Genomic DNA, 24,857 nt, shown 5'->3' with positions numbered 1-24,857 from the left:
TCATTCATGCTGCTACAGTTCATTTCGGTGGTCGGGGCGCTGATGGTGTTGGCGGCGTACGGACTCAATCAGAGCGGAATTTGGCGCGAGCTCCATTCCGGCTACCTCACCCTGAACATCGTGGGATCGCTGCTCTTGGGAGTGGTCGCGATCGCCGACGGCCGGGCCGGTTTCATTCTGTTGGAGTTCGCATGGGCCGCCTTGGGAATTCTTGGAGTGATTCGAGCGGTGCGCGCGCGGCAGCAGCATCAGTGACAACTCATAGAGCAAAGAAAAGAGGAGAATAATTTATGGCAGGGTTGATGTCGGCGGATGAAATTTTCGAAAAAGCACAGGCGGCGGCGGTGGCAGCCACAAGCCCCGATGAGAAAGCCTTGCAGATCGACTACCCGGCGCTCAAGGAAAAGGTTCGCGCTGCATTGGGAGACCGCAAAGTGGCGCTGTGTCACATCAACAAGTTTCTGCCGGAGGGTTATGAAGAACAGGGGCGCTTCAATCTCATCCTGCTTACGGCCGGCAACGTTGTCTTCGACATCGTCATCGGGGACTCCTATTTTCGCTACGACGTGCTGTCCGTCGGGCAGCTCGATAAGGTCCAAGTGATCGACGCGATGTGGGATAACCGGGAAAAGCGCCGCGAAGAGCCGTTTCTGAGCCTGCGCCTGATGCACGCCGAGGAAACGCATCTCCTATTGGCGTTAGATGAAGACGAGCGCAAGAGCTTGCTGGCGTTTGCCCGGGCCGTTTCCGCTGCACGTAACCCAGAACGCTGAGCACTCGGACGATCCTGGAAACAGGGAGGACCAAGGCCTGCGTTCAGCCGCGCCGAGGCCGCGGAGCGGCCACGGGCACCCGAGCGAGCAGCGCAAGGGCGTCTACTGGAACCCGTTGTTGGGCGTCGTTCACATACAGATCGCAGCAGCCAGCGCGCGCAAGAGCTTCGCGCCGTCGCCGCGCCATGCGCTGCCGTGCATGCAGGCGAGTGTTGTTGGGCGAGTGGACGCCAATCGCTCCAGCATGTGGCGCGCATGCTTTGTATGCGAGAAATAGTCCATTCCGTGGCGGAACGCCTCGCTCGGCCCGAGGATGTCCGACTCGGTCATGGCCGGATTGTCGGCGCCGCCCTGAGTGAAGAGGTCACCGCACAGAAGCGTCCCGGTCGTTTCTTCCATTAGGAAGCCGCATTCCCACGCGTGCGGCAGGTGAGGGGTGTCAAACCACCGGACGGAGTGTTTTCCCAGTGAGAGCAACTCGCCGTCAGCGAGCGCTCGAGGCGGTCGGTCCGCAAGGTCGTTGATGGAGACCAGCGCCGCAACGGTTCCGCATAGGGGCGCGGACCGCGGGGCGGCGGCCAGCCACTCATTGAGCGATCCGCACTCGTCAGCCTCGACGTGTGAGAAGGCAATGTGACGAAGTCGTGGGGGCGGAAGCACGCGTGTAACCGCCTCGTGCACGAGCGGAAACAGCTTCCGCGGCCCTGTGTGAAAAATCAGTGGCTCGTCGTCCACGATGAGATACTGGTTGAATGAAAAGCCGCTGCCCGACATGATCACCGGCGTACTGATGCGGTAGATCCCGTCCGCAACTTCCTGAATATTGGTCCCGGATTGCTTGTTCGTGATCGTCATTTCGGTCTCCTCACCGACCAGCTCTGGCCGCCATGGCGAAGTGGAAAAAATACCGGTCAAGCGAGGCGAGATCACTGCCGTAGGTGGTCCCGCCGAACATGGCATCGCACAGCAGTTTGCGCGCACGGGTCAGTTCTTTGCGCCGGCCTTTCCACCGCTCGTCCGCGATCGTCAAATCCAGCAGTTCCAGGGCTCGATCGAAGGCCCGTTCGCAACGCTGCTGATCCTTTCCATGCCAACGCGCAGCTCGCGCCACGTCGCTGCGGACATGGGCCAGTTGCTCCACGAGCGACAGCGTGTGCCAGCGTCCTGCGGCGAGTTGCTCGTGAATGGGCGCCATGCTGAGTGTTAACCTTGTACCAAGCGATTGACGATGGCCCTGACCGCGTCGCGAGTCTCCGCGCGCTCGACGTATCGAGAACGGTTTCCCCCGGAGGGGCGCACATTGATCATCGAGTCAAATTCAATCCATTCGGAGCCCGACCTTTCAGGGTAGAGATTGATGCCCCACAGGTGTCTTTGCAGCGAGCCTTGCTCTAGGAGCATGGCTTCCTCGTTGGAATGCAGTTCCCCGCCGATGGGCATAATCACCTGATCGATATCCACAACGGCCTTGACCATATCGCCGAACTGCTGCTGAGCCATGGCGTTCAGATCGGCCTTTGTCACACTCGTTCGAACGATGATGAGCTCCATGACGCGTGTTTCAGAAGGTGAGAGTCGCCCGCGGCGCAAGAATGCGGGTTGTGCAGGCTGCTGTCAATACCGGTTCGTTTGAACGCTTGGCGCTCTCTCTTGTCTGCGCATCGTCGATCGCCTGCGGACTGAAAGGTCCGACCCCGTAACTCCGGCCGCTCGATGATATCCGCTCTGCCCCCCAACGCCAAAGCTCAGGGGAGCGCGGCTTGCGGCGTGGCTCCTCCAGTGCTGAGTTGGGCGGCAGTAGAGCCCCCTATCGCACCATTAATGCTCGTGGTAAGTTCGCGCAACGATCTCAAATGACCCTCGTACTTCTTGGCACTTTCCGAGTAGCGCTCGTCGATCGCGCGGGCCTTTTCTGATGCTTGGCCTGACATCTTTATTGTCCCGGCCCTCAGCGCATCGCGGTACGCGGCGCGGGTGGAGGAGAACGTATGCCAGTCCAGTCGGAGGGACGAAAGCAAGCGATCGGCGCTATCTAACTTCTCTTTAGGGACTACGCCCATGGCCACCAAGCTCGCTAGGGCGAACCGGATCTGTTCGATGCTTTGAAACGCTTGGGAGGCAAGTGGCGGTTCCGGATTAGCGGCGATCCACGCAACGTTATGGGAAGCGTCATACTGCGTGTGCAGGTGAACAGCAGCCTCCAGAGCTGAGCTGACGAGCCTATCAATCTGTGTGCGGCGGAAGCTCTCCCTTTCCCGTTCAACCGCAGCTACCGCGGTGAACTATGCGACTGAGCGGTCCGTCCCGCTAGTCAGAGCAGCTGACGTAATGCTCGCGGCGGCTGCGATAACAGCTGCAATAAGTGTTATGCGTTCCTCGGTGGTGGACCGGATAAGACACCTCCTCGTATGTGTGCCGCATAACGTCTGAATTCACCGGCCTGAGTGGCTTAATGCGCAGGTTCGGTGCAAGGAATACTACCATGGCTCCACTGGTGAGCCGGTAGCAGCGAATTTTACTCAGAATCAAGTTTCTTTCCGTCAATAGCCCAGGCGTATCAATTTCGGTCACTGCTTTTCTCGCGACATCTCCCGATTCGGAATGCCAGATCTCGATTCCCGAAGGCGACGGTTCATCAAAAATGAATTACCCAAATAGTTTTCCACCCAGAGCGAATGCGCCCGCGACTAATGCTGCCAGCGCACCGAGGACGGACCACAGTTGGACGGGCTTCAAGCCGCCCAGCAGTTCTGCAACCGTCATGTCGGCCGCTGCCTTGGACGACACTGCCTTCTTCGGCGCGCCCAACATCTTCTGCTTCCAGCTGGCAAGAACCCCGTTGAACTCGTTGGAAGTCAACGACGTAGGTTCGAGGGTCACCCACTGCACATACCAGTCATAACCGCGCTCAAGCAGTCCTTCGCTCTTCAGACCAGCTTCGACGATGACCATGAGCGGGAGGCCGCGGGCGTAGGACATCGCAGCCTCGATATGATTCCATGGTGTGGGCAGCTTAACCTCAGTGAGGGCGCTCTCTTTCGCACCACCACGCTTCTCAATTCCTGCGGCAAAGTACGTACGCTCGAGGGCGATGACCACGGTTCCAGAACACCTGTCCAACAACTCGGTAACAGTCCTCAGTGGCGCATCAGCACTGAATGTATTCCTGCCGACCGTATGCGGAACCAAGCCTTCACTCCGAAGCCGGTCTTCCACCGCCCGGACAAACGTCTCCTGCTTCTCCGTGGCGGTCCCTCCGACGCTGACGAACACGTTCAGCTCATTCATAGCTCGACCTTCCGGGTGTGAGATGCATAACTAGACCGTGAACCGCTTGGCCCCTGAATCGATTGGCGGTGGTATAGCACGATCCTGCTCGACGCAGTTGCTGTCGCAAACGCCGCAAGTATCAAAGTGTTCAGGAGTTCTGTCAAGGCTGGATTGCCACAATGCCTGGCCGGATCCGGTGAGGTCTCCGGAACGGGGGTAAGCGTATAGCTTCGAATCCGGGAAGGTACTAAAAGGAGTGTCGGAACAACCGGGCCAGAACCTGTTTGGCACCTCCGCTGGATACGCTGCGAATCCTGCCTTCTATCCGGTGATCAGCCCACAGGATATCCGGCCAACCGGCCACAGGCGTGCGCTAAGGAACAGGAAGAGATTGTGCTGCGCAGTTGGACGGTTATCCCTTTGTGTAGAACGGGAGGCTGGTAACGGTGGCCTCGAGGCGGGTTCCGCCGATCTCGACCGAGAGCACGGTGTCGGCTGTGCTGAAATCCCGAAGCGGAAATCCGAGCGCAATGACGGCCTTGATCTGCGAGGATCGCGTCGCGCTGCTGATCCAGCCCACTTCGCGATCGCCGCTGAAGAGCTTGGCTCCCTGCGGCGGGACCACAGAACCCTTGACGACCAGGCCGACCAAATGGCGACGGACGTTGCCGTAGGTGTCCATGCGGGCGACGACTTCCTGGCCGGGGTAGCATCCTTTGGTGAGACTGAAGGCTTTGCCTTCGAGGTTCGCCTCGGGCGGGACTATCTCATCGTTCAAGTCCGGTCCGGCTTTCGGGATCCCTGCCTCGATGCGGAGCGCTTCACGGGCCTGGCTGCCTATGGGCGTGATCCCATAGGCCTGACCGGCCTCCATCAACCGCTCCCAGGCCGTGATCAGTCCGCCCGCGGGCAATAGAATCTCATAATCCTCTTCACCCGTTTCCTCCGTCCGTACGATCAGCGCGGACTGTCCGCCGATCATCGAGGAGACAAAGTTCACGGGCTTTAGATCCGCCACGTCCGTTCCAAAGGCGGCCCTCACCGTCGACGCGGCTTTTGGACCGCTCACGAGCAACAGCCCCCAACTCTCCGCGCAGTTTTCCATCTTGGCCTTGGTGCCGTAGAGCAGAAATTTCCGCAGCGCGCTGTACGTCGTCTCACCGATCTCGCCGACGTCCTCCAGCATGACGGCGTCGGTCTGCATATACACACGGAAGTAGGTGAGCATTTTCCCCTTGTGGGACAGGAAGCTCGAGTAGCGCCCCTGACCCTGTTGGAGAGACAGGATATCGTTGCTGATGACGCTCTGCAGCCACTTGATCCGGTCGTCGCCGGTCACCCGAAGTTTGCCGCGGTGCGACAGGTCAGTCAGCCCCACGAATTCCCGTACCGCCCGGTGTTCCGCGAGAGGGTCGCCGTAGTGCGCGGGCACGCTCCAACCGGTAACTTCCTCAAAGGTCGCGCCGAGGCCGGTATGGTGATCGTACAGGCGGGATTGTTTCAGCATACAAATATCCGGTCGTGAATGTTTAATGTTGCACGATTACCGCTGAATTGAAACCAGCTCAAAATTCAGCATCAAACGTTCGACAGTATTTCCTCAACGAGATCTTTTGTACGAGCCGAGAACTCGTTTCGTGAGACGATCTTCGTCACGCCCATCGACTTGGCGCGATTCCAGGTATCGACTTCTTCATGATTGGCAAACGCCAGGATGGGGACCACCTTCGTCCGAGCAGCGGCCTTCAAGGTTTCGAGGGCTTGGAACGCGTTCAGGACATCGTCGTTCATGTTCAGAATGACTGCGGCCGGCGAACCGGTCGATGAGATTCCCTCGATATCTTGCTGCGAGCGGGCACGTTCGAGTCGAAAGCCTTTGGGTCGCAGGGCATCGCGGACCTTCGTATAAAAGAAGATATCGGTCACCGCGACCAGAATCGTCGGCTCGGTTGCATGGTCGGTCTGAGTCATCTGGAATAGCTCATTGCCGAATCGTGAGTGCGAAGCGCGGGCGGTTTCAATTCAATGAACTGATCAGTCGTCCGAGCGACTTCTTAGCTAAGACGTAGTCCGGATTGAGAAGGAGGGCCTGCTTGTAGGATTCGATTGCGTCGGTCCACTGACCTTTCTTCTCGTAGACTCTTCCAAGGTTCAAGTGAGGAAAAGCCGGGCTCTCGTAGCGTTTCGCCTGCATCGCCTTCTGAAACCAGGGGATCGCCTCCTCGAACTGACCCTTCTCGATCAAATAGGCGCCGATGTCGTTGTAGGGGTTGCCGAACTCCGGGTCTCGCGCAATGGCCATGTGGCACTCGTCGATGGCGTCGTCGAGCCGACCCATGAAGCTGTAGGTCCAACCCAGGAACGTGTGCGCCTCCGCCGTGGGATGTGCGGACAAGGATTGTCGGTAGAGCGACACGGCCTCTTCCAATTCGCCTTTCATCTGCCGCTCGTACGCCTGCTGGAAGAGACCCCAGGCTTCCCGTTTGTCCTCTTCTCGGCCGTCGCCTTGTACTAGAAAATCTTGAACATCCATATGATGCGATGATGCAGCTTCTGAAAAACGCCTCCAGCGTCGTTCTCAGTCGTACGAACTCCCCAACACTCTCAGACGTACGCCTCCGATCCGCACTCCCTGCGGCCTTGCTGGAGACCTTCATTCATTCTTCAGTTTCTTTTTGATCAACTCCGCTCCGTACCGACCGGATAGTAACATAGATCCGAAGGCCGGACCCATGCGGGGGGTGCCATGGACGGCCGAGACGGCCAGGCCGATGACGAAACAATTGGGATAGACCTCGCCGGTATGGTCCATGACGTCCTCTTCCGAACGGGCGACCCACATGGCACCGTTGCCCGGCACCTCCGTGTAGAGGCTTCGTTTATGCAACAAGGTGACGACGACCGCATCGTGGCCGGTGGCATCGACGACGACCTTGCTTTCCAAGGCGATCGGATCGACGTGGATGAGATCATGGCCGGCCATTTCGGCGGTCGTGTTGTTGACGACCACTCCCTCCAAGGCCCCGTCATGGCGGAGCACCAGATCAACGACCCGGGTAAGATTCAAGATTCTCGCGCCGCCGCGATAGGCCGCGGCGATCAGCGCACCCGTGGCGTGAGGCGGATCCACGATGTACATGCCGTCGCAGTCCTTGATCTTCTTGCAGGGCACGCCGATCTCCGCGAGTATCTTGTGCGCCGGGGCACAGATCGTAGCCTTGTTCATCAGGTACCCGCCGTGCCAGAACCCGCCGCCGAGCGCGAGGTTCTGCTCGACGATGACCGTCTTGAATCCCATGTCGGCCAGGTCGTGTGCGCAGATCAATCCGGACGGTCCGGCGCCGACGATGATGACGTCGCTCTCGATGAGCTGATCGAATTCCTTGTAGTACTCGCGTGCGATCTGTCTCGTGATGTCTCGTTCTCTCAGCGGGGCCGGCTTCGGCTTACCCATCGTACGCTCCCTTCAGCGAATGCTGAAAACAGCCTCCAACTGCGTTCTCGGTCGCTCGTTCCCCTCAACGTACCTAACAACAGTACGTCTTGGGGCCCTCGCTCCCTGCGGCCTTGTTGGAAGGCTGTTTTGAGCATTCGTATTCGGATCTCATGCTACCGGTAAATTTCAGATCCGGTTTTTCGAAATTCCTCTGATTTTTCTTTCATGCCGATTTGAATCGCCTGCTGTTCACTGACATGCTTGCTCGCGGCGTAGTCGCGCACGTCCTGAGTGATCTTCATGGAGCAGAAATGCGGCCCGCACATGCTGCAGAAGTGAGACACCTTGGCCGCGTTGTCCGGAAGCGTCTGGTCGTGGAACTGTTCCGCGGTATCCGGATCGAGCGACAGATGGAACTGGTCCTCCCACCGGAATTCGAACCGCGCTTTTGACAGGGCGTTGTCCCGGATCTGCGCCCCCGGATGGCCCTTGGCGAGGTCGGCGGCGTGGGCCGCGATTTTGTAGGTGATGACGCCGGCCTTCACGTCTTCGCGATCGGGTAGGCCCAGATGTTCCTTGGGGGTGACGTAGCAGAGCATGGCGCATCCGTACCATCCGATCATGGCCGCGCCGATTCCGGAGGTGATGTGATCGTAGCCGGGGGCGATGTCGGTCGTGAGCGGGCCGAGCGTATAAAACGGCGCTTCGTGACAGGCCTGGAGCTGTTTCTCCATATTGACTTTGATCAGGTGCATCGGCACATGCCCTGGTCCTTCGATCATCACCTGTACGTCATGCTTCCAGGCGAGTTTCGTGAGTTCGCCCAAGGTCTCGAGCTCGGCGAACTGCGCTTCGTCGTTCGCATCGGCGATTGATCCGGGCCGCAGTCCGTCGCCCAGGCTGAACGAGACGTCGTAGGCCTTCATGATCTCGCAGATTTCCTCGAAGTGCCGGTAGGCAAAGTTCTCCTCGTGGTGAGCGAGACACCACTTGGCATGAATCGATCCGCCGCGCGATACGATGCCGGTCATCCGCCGGGCGGTCAGGGGCACATAGGCGAGCCGGACGCCGGCATGGATCGTAAAGTAGTCGACGCCCTGCTCGGCTTGCTCGATGAGGGTGTCTCGATAGATGTCCCACGTCAGGTCTTCCGCCTTCCCGCCCACCTTTTCAAGCGCCTGGTAGATCGGCACGGTGCCGATCGGGACCGGGGAGTTGCGGATGATCCACTCCCGCGTCTCGTGAATGTTCTTCCCGGTGGAGAGATCCATGACCGTATCGGCGCCCCATCGAATCGACCAGATCATCTTTTCGACTTCCTCTTCGATCGAGGAGGCGACGGCGGAATTCCCGATGTTCGAGTTGATCTTGACCAGGAAATTCCGGCCGATGATCATGGGCTCCGTTTCGGGATGGTTGATGTTGGCGGGAATGATCGCCCGTCCCCTGGCGACTTCATCACGCACGAACTCCGGCGTAATGGTCTTGGGAATGCTCGCGCCCCAGGCCTGGCCCGGGTGCTGCGCCGTGCCTCCCCCCTGGCCGTTCCGCGAGGCCAACTCGCGGGCGACTTCCCGGGATTGATTCTCCCTGATCGCGATGAATTCCATCTCGGGTGTGAGGATGCCTTTGCGCGCATAGTGGAGCTGAGTCACATTCTTACCGGGTTTGGCGCGCAGGGGTTTGCGGATGTGTCCGAAGCGCTGGTCTGCCAGTTTCGGATCAGCGGCTCGTGCCCTGCCATATTGCGAAGTGACGTCCGGAAGCTGTTCCACATCGCCGCGTGATCGAATCCATTCCTGTCGGGCCGGGACCAATCCGGCTCGAATGTCGATCGTGACGGACGGATCGGTATAAGGACCTGAGGTGTCGTAGACTGTCACGGGCTCGTTGGGGGTTGGCGCCTCGCCCTTCAAGGACTTGGTCGGAGATAAGGCGATTTCCCGCATCGGGACCCGCACGCCGGGCTGAGTCCCGGAAACGAAGACCTTCTGCGATGCGGGAAAAGGATTTGTCGTAATCGTTCTCGGGCCGTGACCGTCGTCGGAGCCGTTCTTGCTCATGGGGAGATTCCTTTCGTCTGAAACCGCTCTCGATTGTCCGAATCCTCACTGCAAACTAAAAAGCCGCCCCTGGTAGATTAGGGAGCGGCTCAGACCTCAGCGTCTTTTGCTGTTCCGCTTCCCTACGCTGGTATTACCCAGGTCAGGTTGTGAGGGTCGTCCGTCCAAGATCTTCCGGCGGACTCTCAGCCTTCTGGCACCCCTAGCTTATAACGTCAAATCGTAGTCTGTGCCGAGTGGGAAGTCAACGTGCTATTAGACCCATAGGACGGGATCCATTTATCCTCCGACTGCGTGATACAAGGCCTGTCGGAAGCCGGGCGGTAGTGGGTCCGTCTCCTCTTGCGTCATGCCCGCGAAGGCGGGCATCCACTCCTCGATCACGGCTAACTGCTGAAGAGAAGGTCTTGTCTGGATTCCCGCTTCCGCGGGAATGACAGACTTCAGTGCGTCTGGATGGCAAACTGACCCACTGCCGCCGGGGCGGTTTCATTGATTGTGGGAGAACGCGTGTCGTACAATCAGGGTTCTTTATATGAATAGGTGAGCACAGTTCGGACATGCTGGCCACATTACCCAAACCCAAGCCGATTACCGAGTATCAGGGCCTTGAGGGCGAGGAACTGTTCCGGCGAACTGCGCAAGCGAAGCGTACGCTAGGCGACCGGGTCATGATCCTCGGCCATAACTATCAGCGCGACGAAGTGATCGAACATGCCGATTTTCGTGGCGATTCGCTCCTGCTGTCCAAGCTCGCAGCCGAGCGTTCGGAGCGGCCCTACGTGGTCTTTTGCGGCGTGCATTTCATGGCCGAGACGGCGGACATTCTGAGCCGTTCAAATCAAACCGTCATTCTGCCGGACCTGGCGGCGGGCTGTTCTATGGCGGACATGGCGGCGATCGAGCAGGTCGACCAGTGTTGGGAAGCCTTAGGGCGCATGCTCCCGGTCGAAGAAACCGTCATGCCGGCCGTCTATGTGAATTCCGCGGCGGTCTTGAAGGCCTTTTGCGGCGAGCACGGCGGCATCACCTGTACTTCGTCCAACGCGAGAGCCGTGATCGAATGGTGCTGGGCGAGACGTGAAAAGATTCTCTTTTTCCCCGATGAGCACTTGGGCCGGAATACGGCGAACAAGATGGGCCTGCCGCGCGAACAGATGATCGTGTGGGATCCCTATCAGCCGAACGGCGGCAACAGCCGAGAGGCCATCAAGCGGGCGAAACTGATTCTCTGGAAGGGACATTGCAGCGTCCATCAGATGTTTCAACCGGTGCATATCGACAATTTCAGGAAGCAGTATCCGGACGGTAAGGTGATCGTTCATCCGGAGTGTCACGAGGACGTGGTCAACAAGGCGGATGTGTCCGGATCCACCGAATTCATCATCAAGACGGTCACCGCGGCCCCTCCCGGCACGACCTGGGCGGTGGGCACCGAACTCAATCTCGTCAACCGATTGAAGCGCGACATGATCGACAAGAAGGTCTTCTTTCTGTCGTCCACCGTCTGTCAGTGCGCGACGATGTTCAGGATCGACGGCGCGCATCTGTGCTGGGCCATGGAGAATCTCGCCGACGGCCACGTCGTTAACCATATCGTGGTTCCTGAAGACGACAAGCGGTGGGCACGAATCGCCCTCGATCGCATGATGGCCATTAGCTAACCCCGCAAGCAGTTAACACTCCACGCCCAGATTTCCATGGACTACAAAGCAACGCTCAATCTGCCCAAGACCGATTTTCCCATGAAGGCGAATCTGCCGCAGCGGGAGCCCGAACTCTTGGCTTGGTGGGAAAAAGAGCGGTTATACGAGGAGATCCAGCAAGCCGGAGAAGGTCGGCCCCGTTATGTGCTGCATGACGGCCCTCCCTATGCCAACGGCCGTATCCACATCGGCCACGCCCTGAACAAGATCCTCAAGGACATCATCGTCAAGTCGAAAACCATGGCAGGATTTCACGTGCCGTATGTCCCGGGCTGGGATTGCCATGGGTTGCCGATCGAGCATCAGGTGCTGAAAGATCTCGGTGAAAAGAAGAAAACACTCGATGCAATGACGATCCGCCGGCTCTGTCGGGAATATGCCGAGAAGTTCCGCGACATTCAGCGCGAAGAATTTCAACGCCTGGGCACGTTCGGTGATTGGCAACATCCGTATCTCACCATGAACCCGGCCTACGAGGCGACGATCGTGCGGGAGTTCGGCAAGTTCGTGGAACGGGGGGGGGTCTACAAGGGACTGAAACCGGTGCTCTGGTGTACGCAGGATCAGACGGCACTCGCCGAGGCGGAAGTGGAATATGAAGACCACACCTCGCCGTCGATTTACGTCAAGTTTCCGATCGTCAATCCGCCTCAGTCGTTCCCCGGACGACCGGACGGTATTCCCGCCGATCGAGCGTCGTACGCGATCGTGATTTGGACCACCACCCCCTGGACGCTTCCGGCCAATCAGGCGGTCTGCCTCCACCCTGATATCGACTACGCGTTCGTGCGGGTCGGCGACGAGATCTTGATCATCGCAGACAAGCTGGTGGAGCGCGTGGCCAAGGCCTGCGAATTGAAAGAGGCCCGCGTTCTGGGCGTGAAGAAGGGGGGAGACGGGTTCGAGGGGCTTGAGACTCAACGGCCGATGACCACAGGATTGTCGCCCGTCCTCTTGGGAGATTTCGTCACGCTCGACCAAGGCACCGGTTGCGTGCATATCGCGCCGGGACACGGCATTGAGGACTACATCCTGGTCCAGGAGTACAACGCCAAAGCGTCGCCGGGCGAGCGGCTCGAGATCCTTGCCCCGCTCGACGACGCCGGACGATTCACCAAAGCGGTGGGAGATTTTGCAGGGCAACATGTCTTCAAAGCCAACCCCGGCATCGTGGAACGGCTCAAGGCGACGGGGAAGTTGCTGGGGTATGGCTCGCTGAGCCACTCCTATCCCCATTGCTGGCGATGCAAGAGTCCGGTCATCTTCCGGGCGACGGAACAGTGGTTCGTGTCCATGGAGACGAACGATTTGCGTCAGGAGACCCTGGCCGAAATCAATCGCGTGCAATGGGTTCCTCCCTGGGGCCAGGATCGGATCACCGGCATGATCACCAATCGACCTGACTGGTGTTTGTCGCGCCAGCGGGTCTGGGGCGTGCCCATCCCGGGGTTTACCTGCGTTGGCTGCCGCAGAGTGATGGCCGAGCCGGTTCTCATCGAATACCTTGCCGTGTTGATGGAATCCGGAGGGTCCGATATTTGGTTCGAACGGTCGGCGTCGGAGCTGCTGCCTCCCGGTACCACCTGTGGGCAGTGCGGCGGGAGCACATTTGAAAAGGAACATGACATTCTCGACGTCTGGTTCGAATCGGGCGTGAGCTATGCCGCCGTTCTCAAGCCGCGCAGGTGGTGGCCGGCGGACTTGTATCTCGAAGGCTCGGACCAGCATCGAGGCTGGTTCCATAGCTCATTGCTCGCCGGGGTGATCACCGATCGGCGCGCCCCCTACAAGGCCGTTCTGACCCACGGATTCGTCGTCGACGATCAGGGCAAGAAGATGTCGAAGTCCGCGTGGAACGGCGTGGCGCCTCACGAGATCATTAAGCAGTACGGCGCCGAAATCCTCCGTTTGTGGGTGTCTGCGCAGAATTATCAGGACGACGTGCGCATTTCCCCGGCCATCCTGACGCAATTGGTCGAAGCCTATCGAAAAATCAGGAATACCTGTCGGTTCCTGCTGAGCAATCTGTACGATTTCGATCCCTCGAAGGATCGAGTGCCGTACGAGCGGTTGCCCGAGCTCGACCAATGGGCGCTGTTGCGGCTCGAGGATCTGAAGGGAAAGGTCCGCACGGCCTATGACGAGTTTGAATTTCACGCGATCTATCATGCGTTGAACAACTTCTGCTCAGTGGATTTGAGCGCCGTCTATCTGGATATTCTGAAAGATCGGCTGTACACGTTTTGCAAGGACTCGCCGTTGCGACGAGGATCGCAGACCGTCCTCTATGAAATCATTCTGACGATGACCAAGCTGATGGCGCCGGTGCTCAGTTTTACGGCGGAGGAGATTTGGCGGACGATCAACGCGCACTCGGCCTTGGAACCGGAGACGAAGAGCGTCCACATGAGTCGGTTTCCGGAAGCCGAGCCGCGGTGGAAGGATGCCGGGCTTGCTCAACGATGGGAGCGGCTGTTGGGCTATCGGGAGCTGGTCCAAAGTGTGTTGGAAGGAAGCCGGCGGGAGAAAGTCATCGGATCTTCCCTGGAGGCGACGGTGGAACTACAGGCCAATCAGGAGGACTACGCGTTCCTCGCGACCTACGTCCAAGACCTCCCGACGCTCTTCATCGTGTCCGAGGTGAGGCTGGTTGCCGGCGCGGCCGGCAGTCGGCTGTCCGTTTCAGCGGCGAAGTCGCCCTTCGGCAAATGTGAGCGCTGCTGGAATTACCGGGCGGCAGTCGGAAAGGATGAGCGCCATCCCACCCTCTGCGACCGCTGTGTGGAGGCGGTCCAGTGAACTCAACCGCGCTCCGGTACGGAGGGCTGGGTCTGCTCGGATTCGTGATCGTACTGGTCGATCAGGTGACGAAATATTGGATTATGCAGTCCATGCGGTTGCACGAATCCATCGTGGTCATTCCCAACCTGTTCAGCATTACCTACATTCGAAATCCGGGGGCCGCGTTCGGCTTGCTGGCCAGCAGCAGCAACGCGTTTCGCATGGTCTTCTTCGGGGTAACGTCCCTGTTTGCGTTGGGGCTGCTGGGGACGATTCTGGCCCGGCTGCCCGAGAAAGATTGGATCGGACAGGTGAGCATCGCGGGGATTCTCGGAGGGGCGATCGGAAATTTGATCGATCGGCTACGGTTCGGCGAGGTGATCGACTTTCTGGACGTGTATGTCGAGATGTACCATTGGCCGGCGTTCAACGTGGCCGATTCCGCCATCAGCATCGGGGTTATCTGCTTGATCATGCATTTTGCGTTCGAGCGAAAAGAGACGCCGCTGCCCGCGCCTGATCCTCCTCCGACCTCCCTGTCCTCCTAGCCGTCCTATTCCGTAAGGGGGACGATGAATCCGCCCTGTTCGTGAAACTGGCGCTGCTGTTCCGTTGAAAACATGAGCAGCGGCTCGCTGTGGCAGAACCGGCACTCATTCACCGTCACCGAGACGTCTCCCTCTCCCAATTCCTCCAGATAGCGCTTTGCCAGCCTGAGTGCGGCCGACTCGTCGGTCGTCATGACGTCGAAATGGAGGGGGCCCTGCTTTCCGCGCACTTTGGCGTCGAACACGTGGACCGTATCCGTCATCGGGGTTCCCCAGATTACAGACCAAAGATGTAGAGGACGACGAGTCCCATGACGATTCTGTAATAGGCAAACGGGCGCAGCGTATGGTGCTTGACGAAGGAGAGAAAGGCCGCGATCACGATCCAGGCAACCAGGAAAGAAACGGCGAGCCCGATCGCCAAGGCGACGTAGTCCTCTTGATGAAAGACTCCTCGTGATTTCCAGATCTGATAGCAGGTCGCGACGATCAACGTCGGGAGCGCCAGAAAAAACGAGTACTCCGTAGCGACCTTACGGTCAAGGCCTACGAGCAAACCTCCGATGATCGTCGAACCCGAGCGCGACATGCCGGGAACGAGCGAGGCACACTGAGCCAATCCAACGAAGACGGCGTCGCGCAGGCCGACTTTCTCCAATTGGTGAACGGCTGCCGGCTTGGAGCGCGACTCCACGACGAGAATGATCAGTCCTCCCAGGATCGACGTGATGCCGACCGTTTGGGGGCTGAACAAATTAGCCTTGATCCATCCGTGCGTGATAAAGCCGGCAAGGCCCGCCGGCAGGAAGGCGGCACCCAGGCCGATAAGAAACCACAAATGCGGATGCGTAGTCATCGACGTTGAGATCCGCAGGGCTTGATCCGATATGCCACCGACCATCCGCTGCCGAAGATCGGCTTGTTCCTCGAACGCGCGCGTGACCAGCAGCTTGAGTTTTTCACGCTCGTATGCCACGACGGCGAGGATGGCGCCCAACTGGATGGAAATCTCCGCGTTGGCCGCCAGGTCGCCGGTAAATCCCAGCGCATGCCCCACGAGAATGAGATGGCCGGTCGAGGAGACCGGGAGAAACTCCGTGAGCCCTTCGACAATACCGAGAATCACCGCCAGGGCGGGACCCCATTCATTCATCGGCGTTCCTTTTGGTGAGGTTTGTGACGAGAGGTCTCTGCATAATCACAAAGTGTCCGCCTCCCGTCAAGCAGACGCGAGAAACCGATGATCGGAAATCCAAAGGCGGCGGCAGGGCGTCAAACTTGTTGACAAAGACTGAGGCTTGGCATACACAGTGGAGGGGTGCGAAAAGACGCGGTGGTGAAGCCTACAGCCGCGCCGCGCAGGGACGGCGATCAGGACAAGGGGAGGTTCGCATGAGGTCAGTGTGGATGACGGCGATTGTCGCAGCGGGGGCGTTCTCGATTATGGGCTGTGTCGTCAGCGACCGCAAGTACCAGGAGGCGGTGGCCGAAGGCGATGCCGCTAAGACTGAATTGGCCACGATGCGAACGCAGAAGAGCGCGTTGGAGCAACAGGTCAAGACGCTGAAGGAATTGAACGTCAAATTCGGCAACGAAGCCCAGGCCGCCCACGACGAATTGGAGCGCATACAGCACAGCCGGGACAAGGAACGGGGAAGCATCGAAGCGCGGACCAAGGAGCTCGAGGACCGCGTCAAGCAGTTGACCGCCCAGAATCGGGCTATGAAATCGGAATATGAGGACGCCAAGCGGCACAATGAAACGTTGAAGTCCTTGGTCGCACGCTATCAGAAGGAGCTCAAGGAACGGAGCGTCACCAGCTCCTTGGCACCCTCTGCCGCCACGTCGCCGGCAATGGTTCCGGCTCCGATGCCGCCATCCGCCGCTGCGATCCCGTCGGCCGGGACAGGGCTGATGAACGTCAATAAGGCGTCGGCGGGTGATATGGTGCTGGTGCTGGGCATTTCGAAGGAGATGGCCGACCGAATCGTCATGAATCGTCCCTACAAGGTCAAGGGCGAGTTAGTCGCGAAGAACGTCGTACCGAAGGAAACCTTCGATTCGATCAGGGAGCGTATCAGCGTCAGCCCCTAGACCTGAAGCGTATCTCGTGAAGCGTGAATCGCAAACAGGCGCCTCACCTCGGCGGTTCTTAAAGGCTTAGCGCGAGGCGAGGCACAAACAACAGAGGGCAATTCCCGGACAGGCCATCCATGCACATGGATGGCCTGTCCTGCTTTTGAGGCCGGAGGATGATTCTCATTCGTCCGTCTTGCTAGAATGGCACGGCACAGCTTGGGGAGGAACGGCTCTCGTCATGCGCCGGCTTGTTCTGATTGCCGCAGTATTGGCCGTCGGGCTGGTCATCGGCGGCTATGTGTTCTTCAACGGTGAGCGCAAGCCGCCTATTCGGTACCGTGCAGCGTCGGTTGAGCGAGGAACGGTCGTCTCGCTGGTCACCGCTACTGGAACGATCGCCCCGGTCGTGTCGGTTCAAGTCGGCACACAGGTATCCGGCATGATCAAAAGCCTGCACGCCGATTTCAATTCCGTGGTCAAGGCCGGGGACATCGTGGCGGTGATCGATCCCGAACCGTTTCGAGCCCGTCGGGATCAGGCCGCCAGCAATCTTGAAATGGCGAGAGCGACCATCGCGCGAGCGAGGACGGAGCAGGCGCAGCGTCGCCGCGAGTTGGACCGGACGAAATCGTTGCTGGCCCAGCAATTCGTGTCGCAGAACGATGTGGACGTCGCGCTGACGAACGCGCAGGGAGCCGATGCCCAGGTGAGTGTCGCAACGGCGCAAGTGAAGCAGGCAGAAGCCGCGCTCAATGCCGCGGAACTGGATCTCAAGTACACGGTCATCCGATCACCGGTCAACGGCGTCGTTGTGGCCAGAAATGTCGAAGTCGGCCAGACCGTTGCCGCGAGTTTCGCCACGCCGAACCTGTTTTTGATCGCCCTCGACCTGACGCAGATGGAGGTGGACACGAACGTGAGCGAGTCGGATATCGGCGGCATCACGGAAGGAAAAGACGCGACGTTCACCGTCGATGCGTATCCGAGCGTTCCCTTTTCCGGCACCATCAGGCAGGTGCGCATCGCGCCGATCAACGTGCAGAACGTCGTCACCTACAACGTCGTGGTCGGCGTGGACAACAAGGATTTGCGGCTCAAACCCGGGATGACGGCGAACGTGTCGATCGTCGTAGCTCAACGTGAAAATGTGCTCAAGATCCCGAACGCGGCGCTCCGGTTCATGCCTCCGAAATCGGAACTGGCGACCAGCGGTCCGGTGACCGGCGGCGGCCGAGTCGCAGCCGCAGGAGGTGCGGGGGGCAGGCCTTCCCGGTTCATCTGGCAGGAGCGTGAAAACGGCGAGCTGGCCTCGGTCCCGGTCCAGGGCGGCATATCGGACGGCCTGTGGACGGAACTCATCTCAGGAGACCTTGCCGAAGGGGAGGCAGTGATCGTCGGGATCGAGCAGCCCCGCGGAGACCGGCAGGTCAGCGATCTGCCGCCGGGGTTCGGCCCTCCGCAGCGTCGCCAGTCTCGCGAACGAGGCATGTAGGCAAGCCCAAGGCCGAGCCTCCACTGCGTCTCAACCTGAACCTAAGCTCTCCCTCGATGACTCCACTGATCACCTGCCGCGACATCTGGAAGGTGTACCGGGTCGGCGAGGTCCAGGTCGAGGCGCTTCGTGGCGTGGACCTCACGATCGAGCGCGGCGAATTCGTCGCCGTCATGGGCTCGTCCGGATCGGGTAAGTCCACGCTCATGAACATTCTGGGTTGCCTCGATCAGCCGACGAACGGCAGTTATGCGTTCGACGGCGCCGAAGTCGCACACCTGCGTCAGGACCGGTTGGCTGAGATCCGCAACCGACAGATCGGATTCGTCTTCCAAAGTTTCAATCTTATACCGAGAACCAGTTCCCTGGAAAACGCTCAGCTGCCGTTGTTTTATCGAGGACTCCCGCTCAAGGAGCAGCGCCGACAGGCTGCGGAAGCGCTTCGGCGGGTCGGGTTAAGCGGGCGGGAGCACCACTTTCCGACTCAACTCTCCGGTGGCCAACAGCAGCGGGTCGCCATCGCGCGGGCGCTGGTGACGTCACCGGCCCTTCTGCTGGCCGATGAGCCGACGGGCAACCTCGACACCCAATCCAGCGAGGAGATCATGGCGATTCTGCAGGGGCTCAATCGCGAGGGCATGACGGTCGTCGTGGTGACCCATGAACCGGACATCGCGGCTCATGCGTCTCGGGAGATCGTCATGACGGACGGCCGGGTCGTGAGTGACCGAACGAGGCGAACGCAGGCGCCGATCATGGGGCTTTAGCATGTCGGCATTCATCTGGTTAACGATTCTGACGGCGCTGAGAGTCCTGAGGCGAAATCGCCTGCGGACGGCCTTGACCATGCTGGGAATCGTGATCGGAGTGGGGGCGGTCATCGCCATGGTCAGCATCGGGGATGGAGCCCGGCGTGCGGTCCAGAGACAGATCGCCACGATGGGCACGAACGTCATCATCATCTGGCCCGGGGTTACGACGGTTAGCGGTGTGAGGGGAAGCCAAGGGGGTGCCGTCACCCTGACGGTGGCGGATGCCCTGGATCTCAAGAAGAAAATCCCGTTGCTGTCGGATACGGCGTGGGCCAAACGGGACGTGATGCAGATCGTCAACGGCAACCGGAATTGGAACGGCTCCATCAACGGCGTGTCCCCGAGCTATCTGACCATCAGAGACTGGTCGTTTACCAGCGGCGGGCCGTTTACGCAGGCCGACCTCGACAGCGCGGCTCGGGTGGCGCTGATCGGGCGGACGGTGGCGGAAAATCTCTTTGATCCGGGAGAGGAGCCGGTCGGCGCCGTCATCCGCATCAAGAACGTGCCGTTTCGGGTGATCGGCGTGCTTGCGTCGAAGGGACAATCTGCCCAGGGTTCGGATCAAGACGATGTGATCTTCATCCCGTTCACGACGGCGGAGCGGAAGGTGTTCGGCACGCTGTTTCTGGGCTCGGTGGGAGGAATCTTCGCGTCCACCGAGCGGGTCGATGATCTTCCGGAGGCGGTCGAAGAGATTCGTGAAGTCATCCGCATGCGCCATCGCATACAGGGCGAACAGGCCGACGATTTCACGATCCGCACGCAGGTGGACATTGGAAAGGTCCAACAGGGGACGAGCCAAACGCTGACGGTGATGTTGTTCGCCATCGCGTCCGTTTCCCTTCTGGTCGGAGGGATCGGCATCATGAACATCCTACTGGTTTCGGTGACCGAACGAACCAGGGAAATCGGCGTGCGCATGGCGGTCGGCGCCACACGGCGCCACATCGTCGGGCAGTTCTTGATCGAAGCCATGACGTTGAGCCTGCTCGGCGGCGCGCTGGGGATCGTGTTCGGGGTGACGGGGGCGAAATTGACTACGGTGATCGCCGGATGGCCGACCATCGTGTCCGGGTCCGTGATAGGGGTCGCGTTTGTGTTTTCGCTCGTCATCGGATTGTTTTTCGGCCTCTATCCTGCCGTCAAGGCCGCGCGTTTGAATCCGATCGACGCGTTGCGCTACGAGTAGCTTGTGACGGGATCGAGCGAGCTGCCGGTCGGTGCGGCGGCGGTCAGCGACACCTCGATTCGCGGGTTGAGCTTGTCGACGTCTTTGTAGAGATGAGTTTCGACGATACGGTTGTCGTTGATGCCGAGCCCCTCGCACAGCGCGTCTTGAGCGATTTTCAACCCGCCGTCGACGTCACGACGTAACGGCGACCTAAAGTAAAACCGTATCGAAAGAACGAGCGTATTCGATTGAAGCCGCGACAGCAGTGCCGCACGGTTGGAGCGCTTGGAGAGCATGAGCAGCACAAGGTCTCCGACTTGGGCCTTGTATGTGCGTCCTGCCGCGGAAAGGAGGCGACGGCCACGCACGGTGGCATACTGATGGTTCACGCTGGGAGGTACAGGCAGCACAAGTGCCACGCCGTCGGCCTCGCGGCACGCTGCCGCGGAGATCACTCCGAAGCGCAGTTTCGCGGATGGAGCCATGCGGGTCCCTGCAAGGAGTCTCGTAGCCGGCCGTCGGCAAACCACGCGAACCGGGAGCCGAGAACTGATGAGGGGTGTGGCGCGACGGGCGATGGGCATGCGGAGGGCTACAGGAGATTCAGAATCTTCGCCATGTCTTGTTCATACCGGTCTTCGGATCGGCTGAGGTATCTTCGCCATTCGCTGGGGTTCCAGACTTCCATGCGGTGGTACAGGCCGACGAGGATGATCTCCTGGTCCTCGTCGAGCGGAACCAGTTTTCTCAGTCGACCGGGGATCAGAATCCGACCGGTCTTGTCGATCTCCGAGGTTCCCGCTTCCGAAACCACGAAGTGCATGAACAGCCGGCTCTGGTCTTCATCGAGCGTGGCCTTGCTCCGCTCAAGCACCTTCTCCCATTCCTTAATGGAATAGATCAGGATCGACTGCTCCGGGCCCTTCATAAAGACGACGGCGCGCCCCTCGGATTCAACCTGTTCCCGGATGGGCGAGGGGACGATGAACCGACCCTTCTCGTCGACTTTACAGAGGTACTCGCCGGCAAACATCAATGCCACCTTGGGCTTAGTCGTTGAACGGCGTTCTGACTCGACTCCGAATCCACTGTTCGAGATCGGACCGTACGAATCGCCACTGGTTGCCCAGCTTGAAGGCGGGAATCCGACGGCTCTGGAGGTAGCGATAGAGCGTTCGCTGGGTGATCTTGAGATATCGGCAGGTCTCTTCCGCCGTCATCAACTCGCTCTTGGAACTCCCAGCCATTCACCGTCCAGGATGGAAAAGGAACCATAGAGCAGACCGCCTCTAGTGTGGCATCAGGGTATGCGAGAGTCGCGAGCGTGTCAAGTGAAAACATATGACAATGACGGTCATTGCCCGCCAATATCGTCCAGATTCGGCGAGGATTCATCGGCAGCTTCCAGGGCACCCGACGGATCCTCTCCGAAATCCTCACCCATTTCGTCGCCCATCTTCTTCATGAACCGCTGCATGCTCTCGGGGTCGCTTTCGTCAAGGTCGCCTAAGGTATTCGGGTCCGCAAGGGATTCGAGCCTGGCCTCCTCGGATTTCGGTGACGCAAAACGGGACATCAGACGCGAGAGCCTGGCGCTCCCGCAAGAATCGCACGAGACCGGTCTAGGATTGGTGATGCTCAGTTGAAGCACGGTGGTGCGACGCCGGCAGTCGAGGCACAGATATTCGTACAACGGCATGTGCTACAGTCCCAGAACCGAGAAAGGTTGAGCCGGCTCCTCCACGAAGCGGCGATCCGGAACGAACAACGGACCAATCGTGCGGGCAAGCGTCAGAGCGAGGACGGATTGCGCTCCGGACGCCGACAGGACTGCCGCACATTCGTGGAGCGTCGCGCCGGTCGTAAAGACATCGTCGATCAGCAGGATTCGGCGACCGGCGACCATGTGGGGCCTGGGTACCGAAAACGCGCGCCGCACATTCTTCAGTCGCATATTCCGAGGCAACGTGGTTTGAGGGTCGGTGGCCTGCACCCGCGTGAGTCCGCCGATCGATACCGGCAGATTGAGATGCCGTGCCAGTTGGTCCGCAAGGAGCAAGGATTGATTGAATTCCCGGCTTCGCAACCGGCTCGGATGCAAGGGGACCGGCAGAATGAGATCGACCTCGAGACCCGAGGGTAGGGCGTCGATCATCAGACGCGCCAAGGGCTTGGCCAATCCGACTTTCCCTCGATACTTGAATGCGCAAATGGCTTCCCGCAGCGGAGGAAGGTAGGGATAGAGCGTCCAGGCCCTCGTGAAGGCGGGTCGGTAATCCAGACAGTCTTGGCAGTGATGATCCGGCGAGAATGAGACGGCGGCCTGCGAGACGAAGGGCTGGTTACAGAGAGCGCAGCTCGGCCCTTTCAATGGTACGATCAACTCCCAACAGTGCCGACAGAATTCCGGGACGGGATCGCCCTGCAAACGTGCGCCGCAAGTCAGGCAATCGACCGGAACGATGAACCGCACCGCCTGGCGGCAGAGGCTGAGGAAGCCGGTTCGGAACATGCCGTTTCTTCTAGAAAAAAACACGGCGCCTGTCAAGTTGTTGCCCTTCAAATGGTTGTGTTATACGGAAGTGATCCGATACCCATGATGCTCAGGCTTGATCAGGTTTCGAAGATCTATCAGCGCGGATCCACCTCCATCACCGGGGTGAATCGGGTCAGCTTGGAGGTGGCGGCGGGAGAATTTTGCGCGTTCATCGGACCGAGCGGGTGCGGTAAAAGCACGTTGCTCAACCTGGTTGCCGGTCTGGACTGCCCTACGCTTGGGGAGATCATTCTGAACGGGCGAGCGACCGGACGTTTTTCATCCGATGATTGGACGAAGGTCAGGCGGGAGGAGATTGGAATTGTCTTCCAAGCATTTCATCTGATTCCTGGACTGTCCGCCGAAGAGAACGTGGCCTTTCCGCTGCTGTTGAGAGGCGAGCGGGGCGGAACGATGCGAAAGCGTGTTGAAGAGGTGCTCAGTCTCGTCGGAATGAGCCATCGTCGCCGCCACCGTCCCGGGGAATTGTCCGGAGGAGAGCAGCAGCGCATCGCCATTGCACGAGCCGTCGTGCATGGCCCCAAGCTGGTTATGGCTGATGAGCCGACGGGCAATCTGGATTCGCAGCAGGGGGCGGCCGTCGTCGATCTCCTCAGGACGCTGGCCGATCAGGATCGCCGGACCGTCCTTCTGGCGACCCACAGTCGCGAGGCCGCGGGCGCGGCGGACTATGTGTGGATCATGAGGGACGGCCGTCTGGTCGAGCGGACCGCGCCGAACCTCCTTCTCTTGGGGCGGTAGGTCGATGGATTTGTCGACGACGATTGCGGGGATCAAGTTTGCCGGTTGCTTCATGAACGCATCCGGTGCGTTATGCGTGACGCGGGAGGAATTGTCGGCGTTGGGACGGTCGCACGCCGGGGCGATCGTCACAAAATCTATGACGGTGGAGCCTCGCCAGGGCAACCCGTCGCCGCGGTATTACGGGTTCCCGGGCGGTTCGATCAATTCAATGGGGCTGCCCAATCTCGGCTATCGCGCCTATGCCGAGTTGATTCCGGACTTGAAGCGGTTCGGCAAGCCGGTCATCGCCAGCGTGGCAGGTCTGGCCGAAGACGACTTCCCAATCATCGCAGAGGTCATCAATGCCGCCGGGCCGGATTTGATCGAAGTGAATCTGTCCTGTCCGAATATCCCGGGTAAACCGCAGATCGGCTACGACGCCGAGGCGTCCGAGCGTTTGATGAAGCGCGTGAGAAAGATTGTGACGGTTCCGATGGGGGTGAAACTGCCCCCGTATTTCGATCCGGCGCATCATATGCTGATGGGAAACGTGATCGGTCGTTGCGGCGTGGATTTTCTGAATCTCATCAATTCAGTCGGGAACGGGCTCGTCGTCGATGCCGAGACCGAAACCGTCGTCATCAAGCCGAAGGGCGGGTTCGGAGGGTTAGGCGGCGCCATTATCAAACCGGTTGCGCTGGCGAACGTCCGGGCCTTCTGGAAGCATTTCAACGGACGCATGCCGATCATCGGCACGGGCGGCATCATGAACGGGAGGGATGCGTTCGAGCACCTGCTCTGCGGCGCCTCGGCCGTGCAAGTCGGCACCGTGTTGGTCGATGAAGGCATCGACGTGTTCGCACGCTTGGAGAAGGAACTCGCGGCCGCCCTTCGCGATAAGGGCTATCAGTCGATAGCGGAGTGCCGCGGAAGACTCAAGGAACTTTGAAAGGAAGTTCGGCCCCGTATTGCCGGGTTCGTCACGGGACGGTTCTGGGTCACGTAGCTGAGCGCCGGAAGAGTTCAGGAGGAGGATGCCTGTGTGACGTTATTTGCCGAACGACTTGGAGAGCAAGCCGAGTTGGAGCGCTCGTCTGAGAAGTTGGGCGACGTTTCTGACGTTCAGGCGGCGCATCAGATTGAATCGGTGAACTTCGACGGTGCGGACGCTGATCCGCAGCACGGAGGCGATTTCACGATTGGTATGACCGACGGAAACCAGCCGAAGTATGTCCCGCTGACGCGGAGTGAGCATTCCGAGATCGATCTCTTCTGCGACCGGCTCGACTTTACGACGCAACACACTTTTCATGCGGCTCTCACCTTCGATCTCGTGATGTGTTGAAGCGAGTCTAACAAAGGCGGGAAACCCTGTAAACGAAACTACTAAATCCCGCACCTGCAGGCCCGTCCTCCTGTGGTCTGATCCGCAGCGTATCGAGA

Annotated in this window: 28 protein-coding genes and 1 riboswitch; of the genes, 11 read left to right on the top strand and 17 right to left on the bottom strand. The window is 59.5% G+C overall.

All coding sequences use genetic code 11. From position 1 onward, the window contains the following. The first annotated feature begins 6 nt into the window (after nt 1-6). Both P0111_13490 and P0111_13485 read left to right on the top strand, forming a co-directional pair. Nucleotides 7-255 (top strand): hypothetical protein, encoded by a 249-nt coding sequence (locus tag P0111_13490; protein ID MDF0645038.1) that lies wholly within the window; start codon nt 7-9, stop codon nt 253-255. A gap of 35 nt (nt 256-290) precedes the next feature. Next, entirely contained in the window at nt 291-773 is a 483-nt protein-coding gene (locus P0111_13485; protein ID MDF0645037.1) for a hypothetical protein, read from the top strand. Between the two features lie 129 nt (nt 774-902). On the opposite strand, the gene P0111_13480 is transcribed toward P0111_13485, so the two are convergent. From P0111_13480 to thiC, 9 genes are all read right to left on the bottom strand, one after another. Further along, a complete protein-coding gene (locus tag P0111_13480; GenBank protein ID MDF0645036.1) occupies nt 903-1,628 on the bottom strand; it encodes an MBL fold metallo-hydrolase in 726 nt (241 codons plus the stop codon). Between the two features lie 10 nt (nt 1,629-1,638). Continuing rightward, nucleotides 1,639-1,968 carry a hypothetical protein gene (locus P0111_13475; GenBank protein MDF0645035.1) on the bottom strand — a complete coding sequence of 110 codons (330 nt, stop codon included), beginning with the start codon at nt 1,966-1,968 and terminating at the stop codon, nt 1,639-1,641. 8 nt (nt 1,969-1,976) lie between these two features. Next, a complete protein-coding gene (locus P0111_13470) occupies nt 1,977-2,324 on the bottom strand; it encodes a DUF5674 family protein (protein ID MDF0645034.1) in 348 nt (115 codons plus the stop codon). Between the two features lie 1,095 nt (nt 2,325-3,419). After that, complete coding sequence (locus P0111_13465) at nt 3,420-4,061, bottom strand: hypothetical protein (protein MDF0645033.1); 642 nt, start codon at nt 4,059-4,061, stop codon at nt 3,420-3,422. A 394-nt stretch (nt 4,062-4,455) separates the two neighbouring features. Continuing rightward, entirely contained in the window at nt 4,456-5,550 is a 1,095-nt protein-coding gene (locus P0111_13460; protein MDF0645032.1) for an aminomethyltransferase family protein, read from the bottom strand. Nucleotides 5,551-5,621: 71 nt separating this feature from the next. Next, the gene (locus P0111_13455; GenBank protein ID MDF0645031.1) at nt 5,622-6,014 is read right to left on the bottom strand and encodes a histidine kinase; all 393 of its coding nucleotides are present in this window, start codon (nt 6,012-6,014) and stop codon (nt 5,622-5,624) included. Nucleotides 6,015-6,060: 46 nt separating this feature from the next. Further along, nucleotides 6,061-6,576, bottom strand: coding sequence for a tetratricopeptide repeat protein (locus P0111_13450; protein MDF0645030.1), 516 nt, complete (start codon nt 6,574-6,576; stop codon nt 6,061-6,063). Between the two features lie 120 nt (nt 6,577-6,696). Beyond that, nucleotides 6,697-7,497: a sulfide-dependent adenosine diphosphate thiazole synthase gene (locus P0111_13445; protein ID MDF0645029.1), complete on the bottom strand. Its 801-nt coding sequence runs from the start codon at nt 7,495-7,497 to the stop codon at nt 6,697-6,699. 155 nt (nt 7,498-7,652) lie between these two features. Next, nucleotides 7,653-9,542: a phosphomethylpyrimidine synthase ThiC gene (gene thiC / locus P0111_13440; protein ID MDF0645028.1), complete on the bottom strand. Its 1,890-nt coding sequence runs from the start codon at nt 9,540-9,542 to the stop codon at nt 7,653-7,655. Nucleotides 9,543-9,644: 102 nt separating this feature from the next. Beyond that, nucleotides 9,645-9,756, bottom strand: a riboswitch (TPP riboswitch). A gap of 346 nt (nt 9,757-10,102) precedes the next feature. Between thiC and nadA the strand changes: the two genes are divergently transcribed. From nadA to lspA, 3 genes are read left to right on the top strand one after another with little or no spacing between them, the layout of a single operon-like run. Further along, nucleotides 10,103-11,206 carry a quinolinate synthase NadA gene (gene nadA, locus P0111_13435; GenBank protein ID MDF0645027.1) on the top strand — a complete coding sequence of 368 codons (1,104 nt, stop codon included), beginning with the start codon at nt 10,103-10,105 and terminating at the stop codon, nt 11,204-11,206. A gap of 36 nt (nt 11,207-11,242) precedes the next feature. Next, on the top strand, nt 11,243-14,047 hold the full coding sequence (gene ileS / locus P0111_13430) for an isoleucine--tRNA ligase (GenBank protein MDF0645026.1): 2,805 nt from the start codon (nt 11,243-11,245) through the stop codon (nt 14,045-14,047). Continuing rightward, nucleotides 14,044-14,577 (top strand): signal peptidase II, encoded by a 534-nt coding sequence (lspA, locus tag P0111_13425; protein MDF0645025.1) that lies wholly within the window; start codon nt 14,044-14,046, stop codon nt 14,575-14,577. Before ileS ends, lspA begins: the two co-directional genes overlap by 4 nt. Before the next feature lie 5 nt (nt 14,578-14,582). Here the strand turns inward: lspA and P0111_13420 are convergent, their stop codons facing one another. Both P0111_13420 and P0111_13415 read right to left on the bottom strand, forming a co-directional pair. Next, complete coding sequence (locus P0111_13420; protein ID MDF0645024.1) at nt 14,583-14,840, bottom strand: DUF2024 family protein; 258 nt, start codon at nt 14,838-14,840, stop codon at nt 14,583-14,585. 14 nt (nt 14,841-14,854) lie between these two features. Further along, on the bottom strand, nt 14,855-15,730 hold the full coding sequence (locus P0111_13415; GenBank protein ID MDF0645023.1) for an undecaprenyl-diphosphate phosphatase: 876 nt from the start codon (nt 15,728-15,730) through the stop codon (nt 14,855-14,857). Nucleotides 15,731-15,969: 239 nt separating this feature from the next. Here P0111_13415 and P0111_13410 point away from each other — a divergent pair, with 239 nt between their 5' ends. The 4 genes from P0111_13410 to P0111_13395 all read left to right on the top strand — a co-directional run bounded on the left by P0111_13410 (nt 15,970) and on the right by P0111_13395 (nt 20,152). Then, nucleotides 15,970-16,671 carry a helix-hairpin-helix domain-containing protein gene (locus P0111_13410; protein ID MDF0645022.1) on the top strand — a complete coding sequence of 234 codons (702 nt, stop codon included), beginning with the start codon at nt 15,970-15,972 and terminating at the stop codon, nt 16,669-16,671. 223 nt (nt 16,672-16,894) lie between these two features. After that, nucleotides 16,895-18,148 (top strand): efflux RND transporter periplasmic adaptor subunit, encoded by a 1,254-nt coding sequence (locus P0111_13405; GenBank protein MDF0645021.1) that lies wholly within the window; start codon nt 16,895-16,897, stop codon nt 18,146-18,148. A gap of 56 nt (nt 18,149-18,204) precedes the next feature. After that, complete coding sequence (locus tag P0111_13400) at nt 18,205-18,915, top strand: ABC transporter ATP-binding protein (GenBank protein MDF0645020.1); 711 nt, start codon at nt 18,205-18,207, stop codon at nt 18,913-18,915. 1 nt (nt 18,916) lies between these two features. After that, on the top strand, nt 18,917-20,152 hold the full coding sequence (locus P0111_13395) for an ABC transporter permease (GenBank protein MDF0645019.1): 1,236 nt from the start codon (nt 18,917-18,919) through the stop codon (nt 20,150-20,152). Here P0111_13395 and P0111_13390 read toward each other — a convergent pair. The 5 genes from P0111_13390 to P0111_13370 all read right to left on the bottom strand — a co-directional run bounded on the left by P0111_13390 (nt 20,143) and on the right by P0111_13370 (nt 22,646). Then, the gene (locus P0111_13390) at nt 20,143-20,619 is read right to left on the bottom strand and encodes a RusA family crossover junction endodeoxyribonuclease (protein MDF0645018.1); all 477 of its coding nucleotides are present in this window, start codon (nt 20,617-20,619) and stop codon (nt 20,143-20,145) included. The two genes, P0111_13395 and P0111_13390, sit on opposite strands and share 10 nt — an antisense overlap. Nucleotides 20,620-20,726: 107 nt before the next feature. Next, the gene (locus P0111_13385) at nt 20,727-21,167 is read right to left on the bottom strand and encodes a hypothetical protein (GenBank protein ID MDF0645017.1); all 441 of its coding nucleotides are present in this window, start codon (nt 21,165-21,167) and stop codon (nt 20,727-20,729) included. Between the two features lie 16 nt (nt 21,168-21,183). Continuing rightward, nucleotides 21,184-21,381, bottom strand: a complete 198-nt coding sequence (locus P0111_13380; GenBank protein ID MDF0645016.1) for a helix-turn-helix domain-containing protein — start codon at nt 21,379-21,381, stop codon at nt 21,184-21,186. 107 nt (nt 21,382-21,488) lie between these two features. Then, entirely contained in the window at nt 21,489-21,833 is a 345-nt protein-coding gene (locus tag P0111_13375; protein MDF0645015.1) for a zinc ribbon domain-containing protein, read from the bottom strand. Nucleotides 21,834-21,836: 3 nt separating this feature from the next. Then, the gene (locus P0111_13370; GenBank protein ID MDF0645014.1) at nt 21,837-22,646 is read right to left on the bottom strand and encodes a ComF family protein; all 810 of its coding nucleotides are present in this window, start codon (nt 22,644-22,646) and stop codon (nt 21,837-21,839) included. 84 nt (nt 22,647-22,730) lie between these two features. Here P0111_13370 and P0111_13365 point away from each other — a divergent pair, with 84 nt between their 5' ends. Together P0111_13365 and P0111_13360 are read left to right on the top strand one after the other, a co-directional pair. Next, nucleotides 22,731-23,432 carry an ABC transporter ATP-binding protein gene (locus P0111_13365; protein ID MDF0645013.1) on the top strand — a complete coding sequence of 234 codons (702 nt, stop codon included), beginning with the start codon at nt 22,731-22,733 and terminating at the stop codon, nt 23,430-23,432. Nucleotides 23,433-23,436: 4 nt separating this feature from the next. Beyond that, entirely contained in the window at nt 23,437-24,363 is a 927-nt protein-coding gene (locus P0111_13360) for a dihydroorotate oxidase (protein ID MDF0645012.1), read from the top strand. Nucleotides 24,364-24,462: 99 nt separating this feature from the next. Here P0111_13360 and P0111_13355 read toward each other — a convergent pair whose 3' ends face one another. Next, nucleotides 24,463-24,726: a LuxR C-terminal-related transcriptional regulator gene (locus tag P0111_13355; GenBank protein MDF0645011.1), complete on the bottom strand. Its 264-nt coding sequence runs from the start codon at nt 24,724-24,726 to the stop codon at nt 24,463-24,465. Between the last annotated feature and the right edge of the window lie 131 nt (nt 24,727-24,857).

This window comes from Nitrospira sp. (assembly GCA_029194535.1).
In the GTDB taxonomy this organism is placed as follows: Bacteria; Nitrospirota; Nitrospiria; order Nitrospirales; family Nitrospiraceae; genus Nitrospira_C.
This window is presented reverse-complemented; position numbering and strand designations above follow the sequence as displayed.